The sequence below is a fragment of the Roseateles sp. GW835-FHT13E02 genome (genome assembly GCF_058794035.1).
This window is the reverse complement of the sequence record NZ_JBXAGJ010000004.1, coordinates 228,442-249,315: the sequence shown is the minus strand read 5'-3', so window position 1 is coordinate 249,315 and position 20,874 is coordinate 228,442. Positions and strand designations below refer to the sequence as shown.

Below are 20,874 nucleotides of genomic sequence, written 5' to 3'. Positions count from 1 at the left end.
GCATGGATGACACCGCCCGCAAAGCCGAAGGAGCTGAGACCCGCAGACGCCTGGCGGCATGAGCTGCGCTTGCTGCTGCGCTCGCGCCTCGTGTGCGTGGCGCTGGCGCTGCTGTTTCTGCTGGCCTCGCTGGCGGTGTGGTCGGGCCTGCGTGAGGTGGCCCGCCAGCAGCAGACCATCGCCCGCCTGGCCGATCTGCAGCAGCAAGACCTGGCGGCCCAGGCGCTCAAGCAGGGGCGCAGCGGTGATGCCGGTTCGGCCGCGTACTACACCTTCCACAGCAGCTGGGACCCGCCGTCACCCGCGGCCTTCTTGGCGCTGGGTTTGCGCGATGCCGCGCCCTATGTGCTGCGCATCCGCGCCCTGGCCCTGCAGGCCCAGCTGCACGAGGGTGAGAGCTTCAACCCCGAGCTGGCGCTGGCCGGGCGTTTCGACTTCGCCTTTGTGCTGGTCTATCTGGCGCCGCTGTTCCTGATTGCGCTGCTCTACGAGCTGGTCTCGGGCGAGCGTCGCGCCGGCCGGCTCGGCACCTTGCTGGCCCTGCCCGGCGGCGGCCGCGGCCTGTGGCTGCGCCGTGCAGGCCTGCGCGTGGGCTTGGTCTTCGCCTGTCTGGTGCTGCCGGTGCTGGCCGGCGCGGCATGCAGCGCCATGCCTCTGCCTGCCCTGGCCAGTGTGCTTCTCTGCACAGCGGCCTACCTGGCATTCTGGAGCGGCCTGTCGCTGTGCCTGGCCGCGGGCGGTCGCAGCTCGGGCGCCCAGGCGCTGTCGCTGATGGGCTGCTGGGCGCTTCTGACCCTCGTTCTGCCGACGCTGGCTCAGGCCGTGCTGGCGCGGGCTGTGCCTGTGCATCAGGGGGTGGACTTGATGCTGGCGCAGCGTCAGGCCGTGCATGGCGCCTGGGATCTGCCGCGCGAGGCCACCCTGGCGCAGTTCTTCCGCAGCCACCCCGAGTGGCGGCAGACGGCGCCCTTGCCGGCGGGATTCCATTGGAAGTGGTACTACGCCTTCCAGCAGCTGGGCGACGAGCGTGTGGCGCCCCAAGTGGCGGACTACCGCCAGGGCCTGATCGCGCGGCAGGCCTGGACCGAGCGCCTGGGATGGCTCTTGCCCGGCGTGGGGGTTCAGGCTGCGCTGCACCGTCAGGCCGAGACCGACCTGCGCGCCCAGTTGGCCTATCAGGACGCGGTGGCTGAGTTCCATGCCCGGCTGCGCGCCTTCTACTACCCCTTCCTGTTTCAGGAGCGGCGCTTCACACCCGAGGACTTTGCGGCGCAGCCGGTGTTCCGGTCGCGGCCTGCGGCCTCGTCGTGGCCGGCCGGCTCTCTGCTGGGCCTGGGCTTGATCGCCGGCCTCGCCTTGGTTTTGGCGCTGCGGGCCTTGGGCCGGGTGCGCCCAAACCGGACTTGATCCGGGCGTGTTCAGTGCGCTTTCGGGGTGCCATGGCTGCGGATCTGCAGATGCATGGCCCGCACCGTGTCGGCCGCGCAGAGCCAGGCCTGAGCTTCGCTGAAACCCAGGGCCAGCAGCTCGCCTTCAGGCGTCTCGCGCGCCGGTGCGCGGCAGGAGGCATGCACCTCGTGCACCCCGGTCGCGGCCAGCAAGCCGGCCACGTTGTCGGGCCGAATGCCGCTGCCGGCGAGGATGCGGATGCGGCCCTGGCTTTGGCGGACCAGGGCCGCCAGCTGCGCGGCGCCCGCCGGGGCGGTGGGGGCGCCGCCCGAGGTCAGCACGCGCTGGAAGCCCAGAGCGATGGCGGCCTCCAGCGCGGCGCCGGGTTCGTGCACCAGGTCGAAGGCGCGGTGCAGGGTCAGCTGCAGGCGGCCTGCTGCCGCGCGGATCAGGCGCTCCAGCAGGGCGAGGTCCAGTTGGCGTTCGGGCGTGAGTCCGCCAATGGCCACGCCGGCCAGGCCCAGCTCGGCCGCGCGGGCGATGTCGTGCTGCATCACGCGCGCCTCGGCCTCGCTGTAGACGAAACCACCGCTGCGCGGGCGGATCAGGGCGATCACCGGCAGGCTGCGTCGGGCGGCTTCGGCCATCAAGCCGGCCGAGGGCGTGAGCCCGCCGCAGCCCAGGCTGCTGCAGAGCTCGATGCGATCGGCGCCGCCTTGCTGTGCGGCATCCAGGCCGGCGATGTCATCCACGCAGACTTCCAGCACACAGCTCATGGGCGCACTTCCGGGTGACTGGCCTCGGGCTCGAAGGCCAAGGCGGCGCCGATCAGGCCGGCCTGGTCGTTCAAGACACTGGGTCGCAGCAGGGGCAGGTCTTCCGCGTCGCGCCGCAGGATCTGCTGGCGCACGGCGGCATCGAGTGCTGCGATAAGAGGTGTACAACGGCTCAGCCCGCCGCAAACCGGCACGACGCTGGCGCCTGTGACATTGAGCACCAGGGCCAACGGGCCCGAGAGCAGTTCGATCCAGGCGGCGACCGTGGCGCTGGCCGCGGGCTCCGCGGCTTGCCAGTCGATCAGCAGCTGATGGCTGTTGCGGGGCGCGTCGGCGTTCAGCGCCAGATGCAGGCGTTCCAGGCCGCGCGCGCCGCCCACGGTGTCGAGGCAGCCGATTTGCCCGCAGCCGCAGGCCCAGCGTGGCAGCTCCACGGGCTGGCCGTGGCCGTTCAACAGCGTGGTCTCGCGCAGGATGGGCCCATGGCCCCATTCGCCGCACAGGCCACCCGCGCCCCGCACCAGCTGCCCGCGCACGACCAGGCCACCGCCGACGCCGGTGCCCAGCACGGCGCCGAACACCACCTCATGCCCGGCGCCCACGCCCACCCGGGCTTCGGCCAGGGCGGCGCAATCGGCGTCGTTGTGGGCCTGCACCGGCAGGCCCAGCCGGGCCGTCAGCTCCCGAGCCAAGGCATGGCCGCGCAGCGCGGGCAGGTTGGAGGCCTGAACCTCGCCGCTCACCGGCGAGACCACGCCGGCGATGGCGATGGACAGGGCGCTGTGCGGGCCGGCGTGCGGCGCCACGGCCGCGTGCAAGGCCTCGCAGAAGGCCGACCAGTCCTGTGCCGGTGTGGCCGTCTGCTGCAGCAGCTCGCAGTGGCTGCCGCCGAGGTGGCGGGCGATGCGAATGTGCGAGCCGCCGATATCGGCCACCAGCAGCTCGTGCGGCGGCATGGCGTGGATCGAGCTGGGCGCAGCGGCAGCAGAAGAGGCGGCGGCGGGGAAGGAGGAAAAGGGCTTCAGGCTCATGGATCGGGGCTGTTGCACAGCGGTGCCCGCCGCTTCTGCGGCGCAGAGGAAGAGGGGCCTGGAGCGCAGTCTAGGACCCGCTGCGCGGCCGCGTCCAGGCCGAATCGCCCCATTTCATGCGCTGTCGCAAGACCGCCTCGTTTCGTTTACTAAACAAAACTAAACTGAATCCAAACTGTGAAAGTTTGTTGAAGGCGTCTGTCATCCTTTGTATAAATTTCCCTGGGTGGAATGCACTGCCCAGCGAGAAGTCAGCGGTTTTTGCGTCGTTTAGTAAATCTACAGGGTTCTCCCGAAACTGCGCCGGGCGCACCCTGAAAAACGAACAGCAGCTGCCGATTCCAGGCCCCGGCCTGGCGCGCTGGGCCTTGCATCGAACTAGGAGTTGGAGAGCTCGCGTGCTGGAGTCATTGAGCGCCGGGCTGCCGAAACTTTTTATGCCTTGGGAAGCGAGGCGTGCCGCCGGGCCCGCTGGCGATGTGGATCTCGCTTCCGCCAATCAAACAAAGCCCGCCACAAGGGCACGATCAGGAGACGACAGACCATGACAAGCAAGAACACGCACGAATCTCGACAGCGTCGCTGGGCCTTCACGGCGAAGACGCCGATTGCCTCGGCCGCCATCCTGGCTTTGCTGGCCCTGGCCGGCGGTGCACAGGCGCAAAGCGCCGCGGCCGACAAGCCTGCCGACAAGAAAGCCGAGGCCAAGGCCGCGCCCGCCCAGATGGACACGGTGGTCATCACCGGCTACCGCAGCTCGATCGAGAAGAGCCTTGACCAGAAGCGCAATGCCAATGCCATCGTCGAGGTGGTCAATGCTGAAGACGTGGGCAAGTTCCCCGACAAGAACGTGGCCGACGCGCTGCAGCGCGTGCCCGGCGTGGTGGTGGACCGCAGCGGCGGCGAAGGCAAGAACGTCAGCGTGCGAGGCCTTTCGTCCGAGCTGACCCTGACCCAGCTGAACGGCAACTACATCGCCACGGCCGAGTCCAACGGCGACCCGACCCGCTCCTTCAACTACATGCTGATGCCGGCGAACATGCTGTCCAGCGCCGAGCTGTTCAAGTCGCCCGAAGCGCGGCTGGACGAAGGCGGCGTCGGCGGCACGGTGATCCTGCATACACGCCGCCCGCTGGACATGAAGTCGGGCAGCGGCTTCTTCACCGCCGAGGGCACCTGGGCCGACACCACGCACAAGACCGATGGTCAGTTCTCCGGCCAGTACGCCTGGCACGACGAGGCCAAGCGCTTCGGCGTGCTGGTGGGCGTGACGCAGCAAAAGCGCACCACCCGCACCATGGGTGCCAGCACCGAAAACTGGCAGTGGTACGGCGACAACTACAAGACCCACCCCGCCACCGATGTCAACGGCAAGCCCTCGGGCATGAGCAGTTACTGGTGGGGCCAGTCGGGCTTCTACGACCAGAGCGGCAAGTACTACCAGAACTTCATGATGCCGACCTCGGTCAACCTCAACGTGAAGAGCGAAGAGCGTGAGCGCCAGGGCGGCCAGCTGACCCTGCAGGCCAAGCCCCTCGACCGGCTGACCCTGACCGGCAATTACTTCCGCTTCAACCTGTCGCAGAACTCGCAGACCAACATCCTCAAGGTGCCTGAGTGGAACCTGGCCCGTTACGACGGTGACGGCAACTGGCCCAGCGGCCGCCTGCTGGACAGCCTGACTTTTGATCCCAGCGGCACCATCGTCACCGGCGCCAAGTACAGCGCCCGACCCGGCAAGACCTACTACTGCAGCGAAGCCGCCGCAGCGGCAGGCGGCCAGAAGCCCGGCGGCTGGGGCCCGGACGATTGCACCGTGCCGACGCCGCAGATCACCGGCAGCTACAACCGCGAGAAGGCCTTGTCGCAAACCGCCGACATCGCCGCCGAGTGGAAGGGCGATAGCATCGACGCCAGCTTCAAGCTCGGCCGCACCTGGGCCAAGGGCGGGCCGGACATGCAGTTCACCATGCCCATCAAGCCGCGCCTGCAGAACGCCAACGGCAGCTGGACGATGGGCAACACCGCCAGCGCCTGGAGCCTGGTCGGCACACCGACCATGACTTTCGCGCCCGAGCTGATGGCCAATCTGCAGAAGGGCATTGGCGAGATCGACCTGGGCTCCACCTCCTCGTCCTGGACCAAGAACGGCACCGAGCAGAAGTACGCCCAGGCCGACTTCACCTGGCGCCAGGACAGCGAATGGCTCGACTCCCTGCAGTTCGGCCTCAAGTTCCGCGATGGCGGCACGCGCCGCAGCACCGGCAACAACTACTGGGTCTGCCAGGGCGCCGATCCGGCCAACTACGACAAGCGCTTCCAGAACGGCTGTGATGCCACCGCCTCCAAGTTCCAGTCCTCCTTCCTGTACGGCGATTCGCTCAGCCATCTGGCCGGCGGCCTCAATGCCAGCGCCTTCCCGGCGATTGACTACCCGGCCTATATCGCGCACCTGAACAAGACCTACGGTGCGATGCAGACCCGCCAGGAAGACAACTTCGTCTACAACGTCGGCGAGAAGATTTCGGCGGCCTACCTGCAAGCCAATATCAGCACCGACCGCCTGCGCGGCAATATCGGCCTGCGATTCGTTCGCACCAAGCAGCATGCCGATTCGACCGACCAGGTCGATTACTACAAGGACTACTTCTTCGACGGCCCGGATGGCAACCCCGCGCCCTGCCTGCCCGGCAATCTGCCGGCGGCCGGTGCACCGGCAGGCTCGGGCTGCGTCAGCGGCTTCACCAAGCTGCCGGACAGCAACAGCAACCCGGCCACCGGCCATGTCTCCTCCTTCGTGGTCAGCTCGCTGGACCGCAGCTACACCGATGTGCTGCCCAGCCTCAATCTGGCCTATGACCTGAGCCGGAACCTGCTGCTGCGCGCTGCGGCGTCCAAGGTGGTGGCCCGCCCGAGCTATGGCGATATCGCCACGCCCGGCGGCCTCAAGTCCTACAGCCAGGAGTACGTCAATGACCGTCGCCTGATCGGTGGCGCCGACAAGGTGGGCTGGTTCGGTCAGGGCAGCAACAAGAGCCTGGAGCCCTACAAGGCGACACAGGTCGACCTGGGTCTGGAGTGGTACTTCCACCGCGGCTCGGTGCTGGGTGCCGGCGTGTTCCGCAAGAACGTCAGCAACTTCTCGGTGCCCGTGGTGCGCGATATGGTGATGGACGTGGGCGGCCAGAGCGTCACCGTGCAGAACTACGCCACCAGCGCCGGCGGCCGCGACGCCGTCTCGCAAGGCATCGAGCTGTACGGCCAGCACACCCTGGACTTCGGCCTGGGCTTCCAGTTCAACTACACCTACAACAAGACCAACCAGGCCGAGATCACCCTGGCCGATGGCAAGGTGATCGGCAAGTCGCCCCTGGTCGGCAGCGCCAAGAACCAAGGCAATCTGACGGTGTTCTACGGCAACGACCAGTACCTGCTGCGCGCCTCCTACAACCGCCGCGGTGTGGTGGTCGGTGGCCTGGTCAATGGCTTGAATGTCTACTCGGACCCCTACAGCCAGATCGACCTGAACGCCGCCTACAACGTCAGCAAGGCGCTGAGCCTCACGGCCTCGGTGCTCAACCTGACCAAGCAGGAAGCCCGCTCGCACCTGGGCAATGACACGCAGGATCGTTTCTACGGCAACAGCTACGCCGGGCGCGTTGCCTATGTGGGCTTGACCTACAAGTACTGACGCACCGGCCGATTTGACGATGTTCCTCGACCCCTCGCGCTGACCTCGTGAGGGGATCTCCGGTCGGCATGGGCTGCAACCCAGGCCGACCTTTTTCTTTGTGGGCCCGAGCGTGAGCCGCGCTCGGGCCCGGCAGAAGGGTTCTCCAGCATGAGTGAGAGCAGCAGTCTCGACAAGGACGGCAGCAGCCGCAGCCCATCCCCGACCCACGGCCCCATCCGCCGCGTGGTGGTGGTCGGGGGCGGCAGCGCCGGCTGGATGGCCGCCGCCACCCTGGCCACCTACCTGGGCCGGCAGGCCTCGGTGCGTCTGATCGAATCCGAAGAGATCGGCATCGTCGGCGTGGGCGAGGCCAGCGTGCCGCACATCCGCATGTTCAATGGCCAGATGCTGGGCATCGACGAGGCGGAGTTCGTTCGCCGCACCCAGGGCACCGTCAAGCTCGGCATCGAGTTCCGCGACTGGGCCCGCATGGGTGACCGCTACACCCATGGCTTCGGCGTCATCGGCCGCTCGCGCGGGCCGCTGCCGTTCCACCAGTTCTGGCTCAAGCTGTTCCTGGCCGGCCGCGCCGGGCCGATCGGCGATTACTCGCTGCAGACCGTGATGGCGCCGCAGGGCAAGTTCATCCCGGGCGACTCCAACGCTGCGCCCGACTCGCCCCTGGCGGACATCGCCTACGCCTACCATTTCGACGCCAGCCTCTACGCCCGCTTTCTGCGCGAGATCTCGGAGCGCCGCGGCGTGCAGCGCATCGAAGGCAAGATCGTGCGCGCCCTGCAGCGCACGGGCGACGGCTTCATCGAAGCCGTGCAGCTGGAAAGCGGTGAACGCGTCGAGGGTGATCTCTTCATCGACTGCTCGGGATTTCGCGGCCTGCTGATCGAAGTGACCCTCAAGACCGGCTACACCGACTGGTCGCACTGGTTGCCGTGCGACCGCGCCTTGGCTGTGCCTTGTGAAGGTGTGAGTCCCATAACGCCCTACACCCGCGCCACCGCCCAGGCCGCCGGCTGGCAATGGCGCATCCCGCTGCAGCACCGCATCGGCAATGGCTATGTCTTCTCCAGCCAGCACCTCAGCGAGGACCAGGCCGCCGCCACCCTGATGGCGAATCTCGACGGCAAGCCCCTGGCCGACCCTCGCCTGCTGCGCTTCACCACCGGCATGCGCAAGCAGGTCTGGAACAAGAACGTGATCGCCCTGGGCCTGGCCAGCGGATTCCTGGAGCCACTGGAATCCACCAGCATCTACCTCGTGCAATCGGGCCTCAGCCGTTTGCTGAGCCTGTTCCCCGGCTCTGAGTTCAACCCGCAGCTGGCCGAGCGCTTCAACCGCGAGACTGCCTTCGAGTACGAGCGCGTGCGCGACTTCCTGATCCTGCACTACCACGCGACCGAGCGCGACGATTCCCTGTTCTGGAACGACTGCCGCACCATGTCCGTGCCCGACAGCCTGCGTGAGGCCATGGACCTGTTCCGCGCCGATGGCCGCTACTTCCGTCACGGCGAGGATTTCTTCGCCCTGCCCAGCTGGGTGCAGGTGATGCTGGGCCAGCGCATCCTGCCGCGCAGCTACCACCCCATCGTCGATGACATGCCCGAAGACCGCCTGCGTGCTTTCGTGGAGGGCACGCGCCACATCCTGAGCGACGCCGTGGCCGCCATGCCCACCCACCAGCAGTGGATTGAGCGTTACTGGAGGGCCACATGAAGTTTCAGAACTTGCTTCGTCGCGCAGCCTGTTTCTTGTCCATGCTCTCGCTTGCCTTGCCCGCAGCAGCCGTTGAACTGCTGCCCCTCAGCCAAGCTTGGCAGTTCCGCCTCAGCCCCGCCAGCAGCCAGGCCGCCGCCCATGCCGCAGCCACGGCCTGGCGCCCGGCCCAGGTGCCCGGCACGGTGCACACCGATCTGCTGGCCGCCCAACTGATCCCCGACCCTTTTGTGGCCGCGCCCGAGGCGGCGCTGCAGTGGATAGGCCTGGCCGATTGGGAGTACCGCACGCGCTTTGATGTGCCGCGCGCTCAGCGGGCGCAGGCACGCCAGGAGCTGGTCTTCGAGGGCCTGGACACGTTTGCCGAGGTGCGGCTCAACGGCCAGCCCTTGCTCAAGGCCGACAACGCCTTCCGTCGCTGGCGCGTGCCGGTTCAAAAAGGCCTGCTGCGCGCGCAGGGCAATGAGCTGAGCATCGTCTTCCGCTCGCCGATCAACATGCTCCTGCCCCAGGTGCAGGCCATGCCGGTCAAGCTGGCCGGCAACTACCCCTCGCCCTACGGCGACGAGCCGCCCGATGCTATGACGAGCAATTTCGTCCGCAAGCCGGGCTACCACTACGGCTGGGACTGGGGCCCGCGCTACGTCACTGCCGGCATCAGCCAGCCGGTGACCCTGCGGAGCTGGAACGGCCTGCGCATCGAATCGCTGCAGCTGCTGCAGGATGAAGTCACGGCCGAGCGTGCCCGCTTGCGCGCCATCACCACGCTGGAGCTGGCGCGCGCCGGGCACTATCAGCTGCGCCTCTGGCAGACCGCCCCTGATGGCCGTCGCCAGCTGGCCGCCGAGCAGTGGGGCCAGGCCACGGAGGCCGGCCTGCAGAAAATCGCGCTGCCCCTGCAGGTCGAGCAACCGCGGCGCTGGTTCCCGAACGGCTACGGCGAGCAGGCCCTGTACCGCTACGAGCTGGAGGTCTGGCAAGCCGGCCGGCGCGTCGATGCGCTGAGCCAGCGCACCGGCCTGCGCAGCGTGGTCTTGAAGCGCGAGCCCGACGCGCAAGGCCGCGGCTTCCACTTCGAGGTCAACGGCATCCCCGTCTTCGCCAAGGGTGCCAATTCCATTCCGTTCGACATGTTCTCGCCGCGCGTCAGCTCCGCGCAGCTGCGCCGGGTGATGGTTTCGGCGCGCGAGGCGAACATGAACATGATCCGCAGCTGGGGCGGCGGCTACTACGAGAGCGAAGCCTTCTTCGACCTGGCCGACGAGCTGGGCCTGATGATCTGGCAGGACTTCATGTTCGGCGGCGGCATGCAGCCGGCCTACGATCCGGCCTTCCGCGCCAATGTGGTGGTCGAGGCGCGCGAGCAGGTGCAGCGCCTGCGCCACCACCCCAGCCTGGTGCTCTGGTGCGGCAACAACGAGCAGGAAATCGCCTGGAAATATTGGGGCCATGGCCGCGATATGAAGGCGGCCGACCCGGCCCTTGCCGAGCGCGTCTGGCAGGGCTATGTGCAGCTCTTCGGCCGTGACTTGCGCCAGGTGGTGGCGGAGGAGGGCGGTGGCATCGCCTACTGGTCCAGCTCGCCGGGTGATGACCTGGCCGAGGTGGCCAACATGCCCGCCAGCGGCGATATGCACTACTGGGAGGTCTGGGGCAACCCGGCCCACCCGGTCAGCAAGTACCTGGAGATCACACCGCGCTTCATGTCCGAGTACGGACTGCAGGCCTGGCCGGTGCAGGCCACCGTGGATGCGTTTGCACCGCGCAGTGCGCAGGGCATCCACGCGCCGCTGATCACCGCGCACCAGAAATTCATGGCCGGCCAAGGCAATGAGCGGCTGCTGAAATACATCCGCGAGGAGTTCGGCGAGCCGCGCGATTTTGGCGACTTCATCTACCGCAGCCAGCTGATGCAGGCCGAGGGCATCCAGCTCGCCGCCCTGCACCACCGCGCCAGCCGGCCCTTCACCATGGGCTCGCTGTACTGGCAGCTCAACGATGTCTGGCCCGGCGCGTCCTGGTCCAGCATCGACCATGTCGGCCGCTGGAAGGCCTTGCACTTCCAGGCCCGGCGCTTCTTCGCGCCGGTGGCGGTGGCCGCACTCCGTGAGGCTTCGGGCCAGACCCGGCTCCATGTGATCAATGACCGCGCCGAGGCCCGCCGCGGCGAGGTCCGCCTTCGCGTGATGACGCTGCAAGGCCGCACCCTGCGCGAGGAGCGCCAGGCGCTGGCCTTGGCCCCGCTCTCGTCCCAGCTGCTCACGCGTTATGCCGATGCCGATCTGCTCGGCGATGCCGACCCAGCCGCCGCCGTGGCCGTGTTCGAGCTGCAGCTCGAGGGCGAGCCACCATCGCGCAGCGTGGTGTACTTCAAGCCCGCGAAAGATCTGGCCTGGCCACAAGCCTCGGCCGTGCAGGCCCAGGTCGAGCGCGTGGGCGGCGAGCTGCAGCTGCATGTGCAAGCGCGCAGTCTGGCGCGTGGCGTCTGGGTCGAGTTCGAGGGCCTGGATGTGGACGTGGCGGACAACGCTTTGACGCTGCTGCCCGGCGAGTCGCTGCGTCTCAAGCTCAAGTTCAGCGGAAACGGCAAGGCCACCGTGGATGACTTGCAGCGCGCCCTGCGCCTGCGTGTGCTGGGGAGTGCGGCGCTGTGATGAGCTTTTGGAGCCCTCGGTGCACCACGGCATGGCTGTTCGCTGTGTTCGCCGTGCTCGCACCGCTGCCTGCCGAGGCGGTCCCGCGCAGCCTCGGCCCGGTCACGCAGTCCAGCCCGCGCGAGGACGGCGTGGACCTGCGCCTGGCGCGCGGCGCCCGGGCCCGCATCAGCTTCGTCACGCCCGAGGTGCTGCGCGTGCGCATCAGCCCCAGCGGCGCGCCTTTCGAGCCCGACACGGCCAGCTACGCGCTGACTGAATCGCCGCCGCAGGCCAAGGCGGAGCTGCGCCGCATTGGCCCGCAGTTGCTGGAGCTGCGCTCGGCCAGCGGCACGCGGGTGCAGATCCGCCGTGCCCCTGAGCTGCAGCTGAGCGTGTTCGACAGCGCCGGCCGCCTGATCAGCGCCGATGATCCGGCCCGGCCCATCGTCTTCGATCCGCAAGAGGGCAGCGTCGAGGCCACCAAGCGCCGCGACGACTACGAGCTCTACTACGGCTTCGGCGAGAAAGCCCTGCCGCTCTCGCGCCACCAGCAGCATCTGGTGATGTGGAACGCCGACGTGCCCGACTACGCGCCCGGCCACGACCCGTCCTACCAGGCCATCCCCTTCTTCATCGCCCTGCACCAGGGCCTGAGCCACGGCGTCTTTCTCAACAACAGCAGCCGCAGCTGGTTCGACATGGGCAAGACCGAGCCGCAGCGCTGGCGCTTCGGTGCGGCGCGTGGCGAGCTGGACTACTTCGTCTTCACCGGCGGCCCGGAGCGCAGCCCGGCCCGGGTGCTGCAGGACTACACCGCGCTCACAGGCCGCGGCCCGCTGCCTCCCGTCTGGGCCCTGGGCTATCAGCAGTCGCGCTGGTCCTACAAGACGCAGGATGAAGTTCTGAGCGTGGCGCGGGAGTTCCGCCAGCGCCAGATCCCGGCCGATGTGCTCTACCTCGACATCGATCACATGGACGGCTTCCGCGTCTTCACCTGGAACCCGAGCAGCTTCCCGCAGCCGCGCGAGATGCTGGGTCAGCTGCATGCGCAGGGCTTCCGCGCCGTCACCATCGTCGACCCCGGCATCAAGCGCGACGAAGGCTTTGCCATCTACCGCAGCGGCCGGGAGGCCGGCGTGTTCATGCGCGGCGCTGATGGCAATGAGCTGCATGCCAAGGTCTGGCCCGGCATCTGTGCCTTCCCGGATTTCACCTCGCCGGCTGCGCGCGACTGGTTCGGCCAGCTCTACGCCGCGCCCCTGGAGCTGGGCGTCGATGGCTTCTGGAACGATATGAACGAGCCGGGCGTGTTCGCGCCCGATGGCTTCAACAAGCCCGAGATCTCGCTCGGCCCGCAAAAGACCCTGCCGCTGGATGCGCGCCATGCCGGCGACGGCCGGCCCGGTGATCATGCGCGTTATCACAATGTCTACGGCCTGCAGATGGCCCGCGCCAGCTTCGAGGGTCTGCGCCGCCTGCGGCCCGAGCAGCGGCCCATGGTGCTGACGCGCGCGGGCGCGGCCGGTGTGCAGCGCTATGCAGCGGTGTGGACGGGCGACAACTCACCCACCTGGACGCATCTGGCGCTCACCATCCCCATGCTGAGCAATCTGTCCATCTCGGGCGTGCCATTCGTGGGCGCCGATGTCGGCGGCTTCATGGGCAGCCCCAGCGCCGAGCTGCACAGCCGCTGGCTGCAGGCGGCCGTGCTCACGCCCTTTTTCCGCACGCATTCCAACGATGTCTCGGCGCCGCGCGAGCCCTGGGCTTTTGGCCCCGAGTTCGAGCGCATCAACCGCGCCACCATCGAGCTGCGCTACCGCCTGCTGCCCTACCTCTACAGCCTCTTTGAGGAGAACGAGCGGAGCGGCCTGCCGCCGCTGCGGCCGCTGTGGTTCAACTTCCCGCGCGATGTGCGCGCCAGCCTGGTGGACGACCAGTTCCTGCTCGGCCGCGACCTGCTCGTGGCACCGGTGCTGCGCGAGGGCGAGCGCCAGCGCCGCGTCTACTTCCCCGCCGGCGAAGCCTGGCTGGACTGGTGGACCGGCCGCCGCTTCGAAGGCGGCAGCGAGGCCACCGTGGCCGCGCCACTGGACCGCCTGCCCTTGTTCATCCGCGTGGGCGCCGCCGTGCCCACGCAAGCGCCGCTGCAGCACACGGGCGAGATGCGCGCCGCGCTGCTGACCCTGACCGTGGCCTGGGGCGGCAGCGGCCACAGCGAGGTGTTCCAAGATTCAGGCGAGGGCTATGGCTATCGCCAGGGTGCGGCACGCCGCATCGGTATCCGTCAGGATGGCCAGGGGCTGATGCTGGAGCTTGATCTGCCCCCGAACGCCGGATTTCAGCGGCTGGCGCGGCTGGAGATTCTGGGCTTGGATCGTGCATCGCCCTGGCGATTCGACGGCCAGCCGCTGCCGGCTCAGAAGGACGAGACCGGCCGGCTGCGCCTGGAGCTGCCCGCCGCGGCAGACGAGGGCCTGCACCAGCTGCGGCTGGCACACTGAGGCGACCGGCCGACGGCCAAGAGCAAGAAGACGACACGAGTGAGGATAAGGATGCGCACGACACGCCCGATGTTCAACAAAGCCCACCTGGCCGGCGTTCTGCTGGCCACCCTGGCCACCCTGGCGCCCAGCCTGGCACTGGCCGCGCCCACCGAGGGCTGGAAGCTGCGCTATCAGCGCAGCTACAACGGCAAGCCGGTCGAGGGCCAGGACCCGATCTGGGTGTTCGCCGCCAAGGGCGAGGCCTTGATCAGCTCCGAGGCCATCCTGGCCGGCAAGGCCGGCTTTCCCTTTGAGCAGCAGTTCATCAAGCCCGCCGCACAAGAGCTGCTGCAGCTGGCCCGCCTGAGCCCAGGGGAGGGCATCGCCACCCTGGACCGCGAATCGCTGCCCAAGCAAAGCTACGAGTTCAGCGAAGAGACGCGCACCATCCTCGGCTACCGCTGCAAAAAGGCCAAGACGGTGGTGAACTCCAACACCATCGAGCTTTGGTACACGACCGAGCTGCCCGCGGCCGGCGCGCCCACCGTGCTGGGCCACCAGCTGGGCCTGGTGCTGGAGCTGGTGCGCAATGGCAACTTCGTCATCAGCGCCACGCAGATCGAGCCCTTCCAGGGCCTGGATCTGGCGGAGATGGCCCAGGGTGGGAAGGCTGAAGCGCCGTCCCTGCTCGACGGCCTCAGCTACAAAGACCGCGTCTGGCGCAGCCGCTTCACCACGATCCCGGTGTTCCAGGACCAGATCGTCAACTTCGCGGGCGAGGACCGCGAGCCACGCGAGGGCGTGACCCGTTATGCCAATGGCACGGTCGTGCTCAAGATCGTGCAGCTGCCCGAGATCGCGCCGGGCAGCCAGGTGTTTGTGGACCTGCTGGCCCGCTCCAACGGCGATGCCTACGACCGCACCGGCTCGGTCTTCGTGATCCCGCTGGGCACTGCGAAGGAAGTAGAGAAAGGAAAGAAGAAGGCCACGCGCAACTTCCTGGACGGCCTGCAGCGCGGCGTGGCCGCCTTGCCGGCCTACCAAAACGGCAATGGCCGGACCTACCGCGGCGTGGTCGCCACCGAGGACTACGCGCCCCTGATCGAGCTGATGCGTTTCTTCACGCCCTTTGGCGTCAAGCACTACAACCACCTGCAGCTCAAGGGCAAGACCTGGCACGAGGCCGCGCCCTACCGCATGGACATCACCGATCTGGCACAGCGCCTCTCGGGCCAGCAACTGGCCCTGGGCGTGTTCATCGGCAACTACGACAAGGGCGGCCACAAGCTGGATCTCAACCTCACCATCCACCCCAGCGATGCCGCCACCGCCATGTTCTCCAAGCCGGTGAGCCCGAGTACAGGTGCAGCGGCTGTTGCCGCATCGGCTCCACGCCTGATCCCGCTGTTCAACACCACCAATGTGATGGAGATGGCCGAGCAGGACTACGCCACCATGTTCGACAAGCCCAAGGGCCTGGAGGTGGATTTCACCCTCGACCGCCCGCTCAAGAACGCCCGCCTGCGCTACATCAGCACCGGCCACGGCGGGTGGACCAATGGTGACGAGTTCGTGCCCAAGAAGAACACCATCTTGCTCAACGGCAAAGAGGTGTTTGCCTTCGTCCCCTGGCGCCAGGACTGCGGCGCTTTCCGCCTCTTCAACCCGGCTTCAGGCAACTTCAACGACGGCCTCTCGTCCTCCGACATCAGCCGCTCCAACTGGTGCCCCGGCACGGCGACCAACCCGATCTACATCGACCTCGGTAACTTGAAAGCCGGACGGCACCGGATGACGGTGCGGATTCCGCAAGGGCCGCGCGAGGGGACGAGCTTCAGTTCGTGGAATGTGTCGGGGGTGTTGGTGGGGGAGTAGGGGTGATGAGAAATCAGTGATTAAGGACGATCACGCCATAACGTCAGGTTTCCCCCTATCGCGATCGGCGTCTCCTGATCCAGAATGCCCGAAAAATCAATAGCGAGCAGGGAGATCTTGTGGCTTCATTTAGTGTTCATTTTGACGGTGGGATCACTGACGAGCATCGCGTGAGCGTCCGTGTTCTCGGCAACACCTATCAACACATGCAGAGGGCCATTGACCGGGCCTATCTCGTCGAGAAGTACGGGGCGGTTGAGAAGTACGAGCGCTTGACCAGCGCCGAGTATCGAGATACTGAGTTCCTCGCCTTGTATCCGCGAGAAGGCGGCATTTATCTGGATGCCATTAAAGCCGGTGCTGATCGTGTCATTGATCGCATTTACGCTGCAACAAGCATGATTTTTCAAGGCGCAGTTGATCGCGCATTTGTACAGCATCAATCGATCGCTCAGCAGTTGGTTGAAAGCCGACAGTACGCTTTTCAAATGGGTGATCGAGCGCGTGCGTTCTCAGATGTATTGGAAAATCCGCCTGCCGCTTGGTCCGATGCCTATTCCAATCGTTCCATCGTGAAAGAAGTGGACCAGCTTGTCGGGCAAATTAATCGACCTGGCTTAGCGCAAAGTACTGTCGAACTGACATTTTTTGGGTCAAGACCACAGCTGCCCTTGGTTTTTACACCGGCAATTGCAACGAGTTTTCACAAGATTGCTGCTGACCGTGAGCTCGGACCTCCAATGATTGTTCGTGCGCGAATTCGACTTCTTGATGCCGGCAATCGCTCTACGAGACCGAATGCGAAGCTTCTCAATCTTGATACTCAGAAGGAAGTGACCTTAAAGCTATCAGATGAAGCAGACTTTGCGGCGTTGCACCGGTATCACACAGGCGAGGCGGAGGTGAGGATTCATGTGTGCCCTATTCTTGAGGCAAGAGGATTTGATCTGCGTGGTGGTGACTTAATGTTTCTTCGTGTGGCATAGACCATGTCTGCGTGGGAGGATATTAGTTCAACGTATGCGGAAGCTGCGACAAAGGCGCTTCCGTTGCATCGACTTGCCATTTTTGCAGCTGGTTTTTTAGCCTCTCTTGCTGCCCAGCACCAGACTCACTTGAGTATTCTGGAAACAATTTCGGTCATCCCAATCTCGGATTTCGTCGCATTGGACAAAGGTGTTTTGTCACTGGCCACTGCTGCGAATGTGTTGTGGGCCATTGGTGCGACGTTCGGTGGGGTGACCTTATCAAAGATGATGACCAGACTTGCCTATAAATTGGTGGATCAGGCGACCGGTGCTAGCAGGAAGGCTTTGCAGCTTGACAGTGCAAAGTTTTCCGGACTTTCAATTGACGAACGAAAGACAGCGTTGGATCTGATTGAGTCGAGTCTTGTGGAGCCTCGTGCGAGATTGAGAGCAATGGTCGGGGCTAATGAACTGCTCGTTGGAATCGTCCTTGTTTTTGCCGTTGGATCGTATTGGGGTAATTTAGTGGACATAGGGCTTGCGGCGTTGGGCTTGACAGTCGCTACTGTCTCGCACCTGGTAGCAATTCATGAGTTCCTGAATCACTACTACGGACCGGCTTTGGTCAAGGCTCACTTGCAAGGTAAGCCGTTGCCGAATATTGCCAGTGTTGGCTAGCGTTAGAGCTTTAGGTTTTCCGCTAGGTCCATTTTGTTCATCAGGAAAGCCAAGTTTGGTGCTCCGCTGTATCTGCTAGCAAGTTGTCCTGTTAACTGCAAGACATCGCTGGCATATCTTCGGTCGATTGAATCAATCGTAGTGTCGTTTGAAATGTTCTCAAGTCGCTGGCGGCGAATCGCGCGCCGCGTTTCGTTGGGGTCTGCCGCGCTCATGTACGCCTCAATCGCCAGTGATGCATGAGCACTTAGCGAGTTTGAACCAGGCAAGTTGCGGAGCCAGCTCATCAACTCTTCGGTTGAAGCGGTTTCCGCCCTGATTTGCGAGTACAGCAGAGTATTGATTGATCGGACCACAATTAGTGTGGCGACAAGAATAGGATGCAAGTAATGGTTGGCGGGGGTTTGCTCCATGACCAGCGCCAGCCTTGAAATGCATTGCTCCTGTGTTCGAAGAGAAAGCTGAGTCGCTTTGGCTAGGTGGCAAAATGCATCGATAAAATTGGATCTGTCGCCTCGCAACTCTCCTTGCCGTTGGCTAAAGCTGGAATCCAGAGAGGAGCGTTTGAACAAATTTTGAATAAATGGCTTGCCTGAGACTTGAGGTACTTGGAATTCAAGATCTATGAACCGCCTGAGATACTCTCGGGAATTGATGCCCGTGCCATAGACCGATGATGTGCTGACCTCTAGCTGAGATTTGTCGATCGACAGTACGAATATGATGTTTGGGACGTCGAAAAGATGCTTTATCCGTTCCAATAGTTCTATTGAGAAACTTGGTCGGCAGCGATCTAGCTCATCGATGAAGAAGATCAAGTTCTTTGTCGCATCACTATTCCTCAGTTCGCTGACAGCGGCTTCTAGTTCTTGTCGGAACTTGTTGAGGTATTCTCCCTCTTTGGTAACGAGGTCGAATAATTCCGACGTCGCGTCGCCGGATCCCTGTGCGAGCGCCGCTTCAAACTCTTTGTCAAGATCTAGTGCTCCAAGCGTCGAGGCCTTAACCGCGGCAATCAGCCCGCGCTTGCCAACCAGCATTGAGATGTTCTTCAGTGTATTTAGACGCTTTTGGGCTACCGGGCTCTTATGTTTTTCAAGCAGATCGATTTTGGATACCAGCGCCACAAGTGGTTCGCTTGTGTAGTCCACAGTCCAAGCGTTGAAGTAGATGCAGCGATGTTGCTTTTTCTCTAGGCTGGCTTGCAGCATCTTCACGAGTGTTGTCTTGCCTGTGCCCCAAGGAGAGTCAAGTGCCAGCACCAGCGGACCTTCAGCCTTGGTGATAACCCCTTCGAGGAACTCTACGAGCGGCTTTCGCTCAAGTGCATCGTTGGCAAATGGGTTCTCGGGGTCGATCTCAAGAGTGTCGGATCGGAACTTCATGGCATCTTGCCTAGTGTGGATTTCTCGCTTTATAGCTGCAAATTTGAGGGTTTCAGGTTTTGCTCAAGACCGCTAGCAAGGCGTCGAGGGGCAGGCCTCATATCTCAAGGCAAAACCCGACCCTCGGCGATCTTTACCCCGCCCGAACCCGGTACTCACCCGGTGTCATCCCGAAACGCGCCCGGAAGCTCCGGCTCAGATGGGGCTGGTCGAAGAAGCCGCAGTCCAGCGCCACCTCGCTGAGGCTGAGGCGGCTGTGTGCCAGCAGCTTGGCGGCGCGCTGCAGGCGGTGCTGGCGCGCGAAGTCGCCGGGTGAGCAGCGGAAGTGGCTGCGGAAGGCGCGTGCCAGATAGACGGGGTGCAGGCCCAGTTCCTGCGCCAGCTTGCACAGGCCTTGGTTGCCGACGGTGTACTGGCTGTCATCCCGCAAGGCATCTCGGCACTGCAGCAGCCAGGGCGGCGGGCGGCCGTGCTGGCGTTCCTGGTCGCCGGCCACTGCTGCGGTCAGCTCGGCCGCCAGGCTGTCGAGGTCCAGCGCTTCACTGTCGAGGCTTTGAGCCAGGCGGAGCGCTCGGGCCAGCAGCTGCCGCGCCACCGGTCCGGACAAGGCCACAGGCTCGGGCGGTAAGACCATGGCCTGGCTCAGCGAGCCCCAGAGGCCAAAGCCCAGGTCCAGCGAGATGAAGCGTGCCTCGGCCAGCGGCTGCGAGGCGGCAAAGCAATCGGCGTGCACGGTGCCCGGCGGGTTGAACACCAGCAGGGGTTCGCTTTCGTCAGTGGCTCCGTGCGCCGTGCTGGCATAGCGCCCGCGCGCCACCAGCACGAACTGGGGCTCGATGTGGCAATGCTCGGGCACCTCATGCGCGGCCAACGAGGGCACGCAGTGGCTGAGCGCCAGGTCGTGGGCGTGCAGGGCGTTCAAACGGTGGCCGATGGGCTGGGGCAAAGGCATGCGGGACAGTATGTCAGCGGCGTTCAACTGGCCCAAAAGCCATGGGGTCGCCCTGGCAGCAAGCGATCAAGAATGCAAACGAGCAAGCAATCAGGCAAGCCAAAAGGTTGCGTGCGTACAAGCCAAGGCTCCAGGGCCCTTGCTAGGCTGGTCGCCCAAGTCCAACGCCCTGGAGCTCCGTGTGAAGCGACCTGTCCACCTTGCCGTGCTGTCGGCCCTGTCCGGCCTCTTGTTGTTGTCCAGCGCGGGAGGGGCCTCCGCGCAGACGCCATCCCTGCAAGCGGCCGATGCCGCAGTGCGGGCCGGCCAGTTCCAGGCGATCACCAGCATCGTGATCGCTCGCAAGGATCAGCTGATCTTCGAGGCCTATTTCGACCCGGAGGGGCGCGAGGCGCTGCGCAACACGCGCTCGGTCACCAAGTCGGTGGCGGGCATGTTGCTGGGCCTGGCCATTGCCGATGGGCATGTGGCCAGTGTCAAGGCCAGCGTGCTGGAGCACCTGCCGCGCCAGGCCGAACACGGGCGCCGCGAGCCCCGCAAGGCGGCCATCAGCTTCGAGGACCTGATCACCATGAGCGGGCCGCTGGAGTGCAATGACTGGAACGAATGGTCGCGCGGCAATGAGGAGCGCATGTACCTGGTTGAAGACTGGGTGGGCTTCTTCTGGGAGCTGCCGATGCGCGGTTTTCCGGCCTGGGCCACCGCGCCCAAGGACTCGCCGCATGGCCGCGCCTTCAGCTACTGCACGGCCGGCGTCAGCACCGTGGGCGCGGCCTTGAGCGCGGCGGTGCGCGAGCCCCTGGCGCAGTACGCGCAGCGCCGCCTGTTCGAGCCGCTGGGCATCACGGCGGCCCAATGGCAGTTCTTGCCGGCCGTGCCGCGGCAGCAACAATCCGGCCCGCCGATCCCGCAAGTCGGTGGCGGGCTGGGCTTGCGCAGCCTCGATCTGCTCAAGCTCGGCCAGCTCTACCGAGATGGCGGCCGTTGGCAAGGCCGGCAGCTGCTGCCCGCCGCCTGGGTGGCGGCCTCGCTGAGCCCGCAGGCGCGCATGGACGATGGCACGGACTACGGCTACCTGTTTTGGGGCCATCAGTTCCAGGTAGACGAGCGCCGCATCCGCAGCTGGGCCATGAACGGCGCCGGCGGCAACACGGTGCAGATCATTCCCGAGCTGGACGCCGTCATCGTGATCACCAGCAGCAACTACCAGGTGCGCAATGCGCCGAAGCTGACGATGGATCTGCTGGCCAAGCACTTGCTGCCGGCCTTGCTGGCGAACTGATGGAGGGATCGG

General features: G+C 65.3%; 13 protein-coding genes. 9 read left to right on the top strand and 4 right to left on the bottom strand.

What is annotated here, in order from left to right:
• Positions 1-6 precede the first annotated feature (6 nt).
• Entirely contained in the window at positions 7-1,407 is a 1,401-nt protein-coding gene (locus AC1Q6P_RS06000; protein ID WP_492703093.1) for an ABC transporter permease, read from the top strand.
• Between the two features lie 11 nt (positions 1,408-1,418).
• Here AC1Q6P_RS06000 and AC1Q6P_RS05995 read toward each other — a convergent pair whose 3' ends face one another.
• Positions 1,419-2,165, bottom strand: a complete 747-nt coding sequence (locus AC1Q6P_RS05995) for a copper homeostasis protein CutC (protein WP_492665787.1) — start codon at positions 2,163-2,165, stop codon at positions 1,419-1,421.
• Positions 2,162-3,196 carry an ROK family protein gene (locus AC1Q6P_RS05990; protein WP_492665786.1) on the bottom strand — a complete coding sequence of 345 codons (1,035 nt, stop codon included), beginning with the start codon at positions 3,194-3,196 and terminating at the stop codon, positions 2,162-2,164. The genes AC1Q6P_RS05995 and AC1Q6P_RS05990 overlap by 4 nt, the downstream gene beginning before the upstream one ends.
• Before the next feature lie 544 nt (positions 3,197-3,740).
• Between AC1Q6P_RS05990 and AC1Q6P_RS05985 the strand changes: the two genes are divergently transcribed.
• The 7 genes from AC1Q6P_RS05985 (at position 3,741) to AC1Q6P_RS05955 (ending at position 17,243) form a co-directional block, all read left to right on the top strand.
• Entirely contained in the window at positions 3,741-6,887 is a 3,147-nt protein-coding gene (locus tag AC1Q6P_RS05985; protein ID WP_492665785.1) for a TonB-dependent receptor, read from the top strand.
• A 150-nt stretch (positions 6,888-7,037) separates the two neighbouring features.
• On the top strand, positions 7,038-8,600 hold the full coding sequence (locus tag AC1Q6P_RS05980) for a tryptophan halogenase family protein (RefSeq protein WP_492665784.1): 1,563 nt from the start codon (positions 7,038-7,040) through the stop codon (positions 8,598-8,600).
• A complete protein-coding gene (locus tag AC1Q6P_RS05975) occupies positions 8,597-11,254 on the top strand; it encodes a beta-mannosidase (protein WP_492665783.1) in 2,658 nt (885 codons plus the stop codon). The genes AC1Q6P_RS05980 and AC1Q6P_RS05975 overlap by 4 nt, the downstream gene beginning before the upstream one ends.
• Entirely contained in the window at positions 11,254-13,740 is a 2,487-nt protein-coding gene (locus tag AC1Q6P_RS05970) for a glycoside hydrolase family 31 protein (protein ID WP_492665782.1), read from the top strand. Before AC1Q6P_RS05975 ends, AC1Q6P_RS05970 begins: the two co-directional genes overlap by 1 nt.
• Before the next feature lie 51 nt (positions 13,741-13,791).
• On the top strand, positions 13,792-15,597 hold the full coding sequence (locus AC1Q6P_RS05965) for a PNGase F N-terminal domain-containing protein (RefSeq protein WP_492665781.1): 1,806 nt from the start codon (positions 13,792-13,794) through the stop codon (positions 15,595-15,597).
• 170 nt (positions 15,598-15,767) lie between these two features.
• Positions 15,768-16,583, top strand: a complete 816-nt coding sequence (locus AC1Q6P_RS05960) for a hypothetical protein (protein ID WP_492703091.1) — start codon at positions 15,768-15,770, stop codon at positions 16,581-16,583.
• Between the two features lie 3 nt (positions 16,584-16,586).
• Positions 16,587-17,243 (top strand): hypothetical protein, encoded by a 657-nt coding sequence (locus tag AC1Q6P_RS05955; protein WP_492665779.1) that lies wholly within the window; start codon positions 16,587-16,589, stop codon positions 17,241-17,243.
• Positions 17,244-17,245: 2 nt separating this feature from the next.
• On the opposite strand, the gene AC1Q6P_RS05950 is transcribed toward AC1Q6P_RS05955, so the two are convergent.
• Both AC1Q6P_RS05950 and AC1Q6P_RS05945 read right to left on the bottom strand, forming a co-directional pair.
• The gene (locus tag AC1Q6P_RS05950; RefSeq protein WP_492665778.1) at positions 17,246-18,628 is read right to left on the bottom strand and encodes a KAP family P-loop NTPase fold protein; all 1,383 of its coding nucleotides are present in this window, start codon (positions 18,626-18,628) and stop codon (positions 17,246-17,248) included.
• Between the two features lie 133 nt (positions 18,629-18,761).
• Positions 18,762-19,580: a helix-turn-helix transcriptional regulator gene (locus AC1Q6P_RS05945; RefSeq protein ID WP_492665777.1), complete on the bottom strand. Its 819-nt coding sequence runs from the start codon at positions 19,578-19,580 to the stop codon at positions 18,762-18,764.
• A 181-nt stretch (positions 19,581-19,761) separates the two neighbouring features.
• On the opposite strand from AC1Q6P_RS05945, the gene AC1Q6P_RS05940 reads away from it, so the two are divergent.
• Positions 19,762-20,862, top strand: a complete 1,101-nt coding sequence (locus tag AC1Q6P_RS05940; RefSeq protein WP_492665776.1) for a serine hydrolase domain-containing protein — start codon at positions 19,762-19,764, stop codon at positions 20,860-20,862.
• Positions 20,863-20,874: the final 12 nt, after the last annotated feature.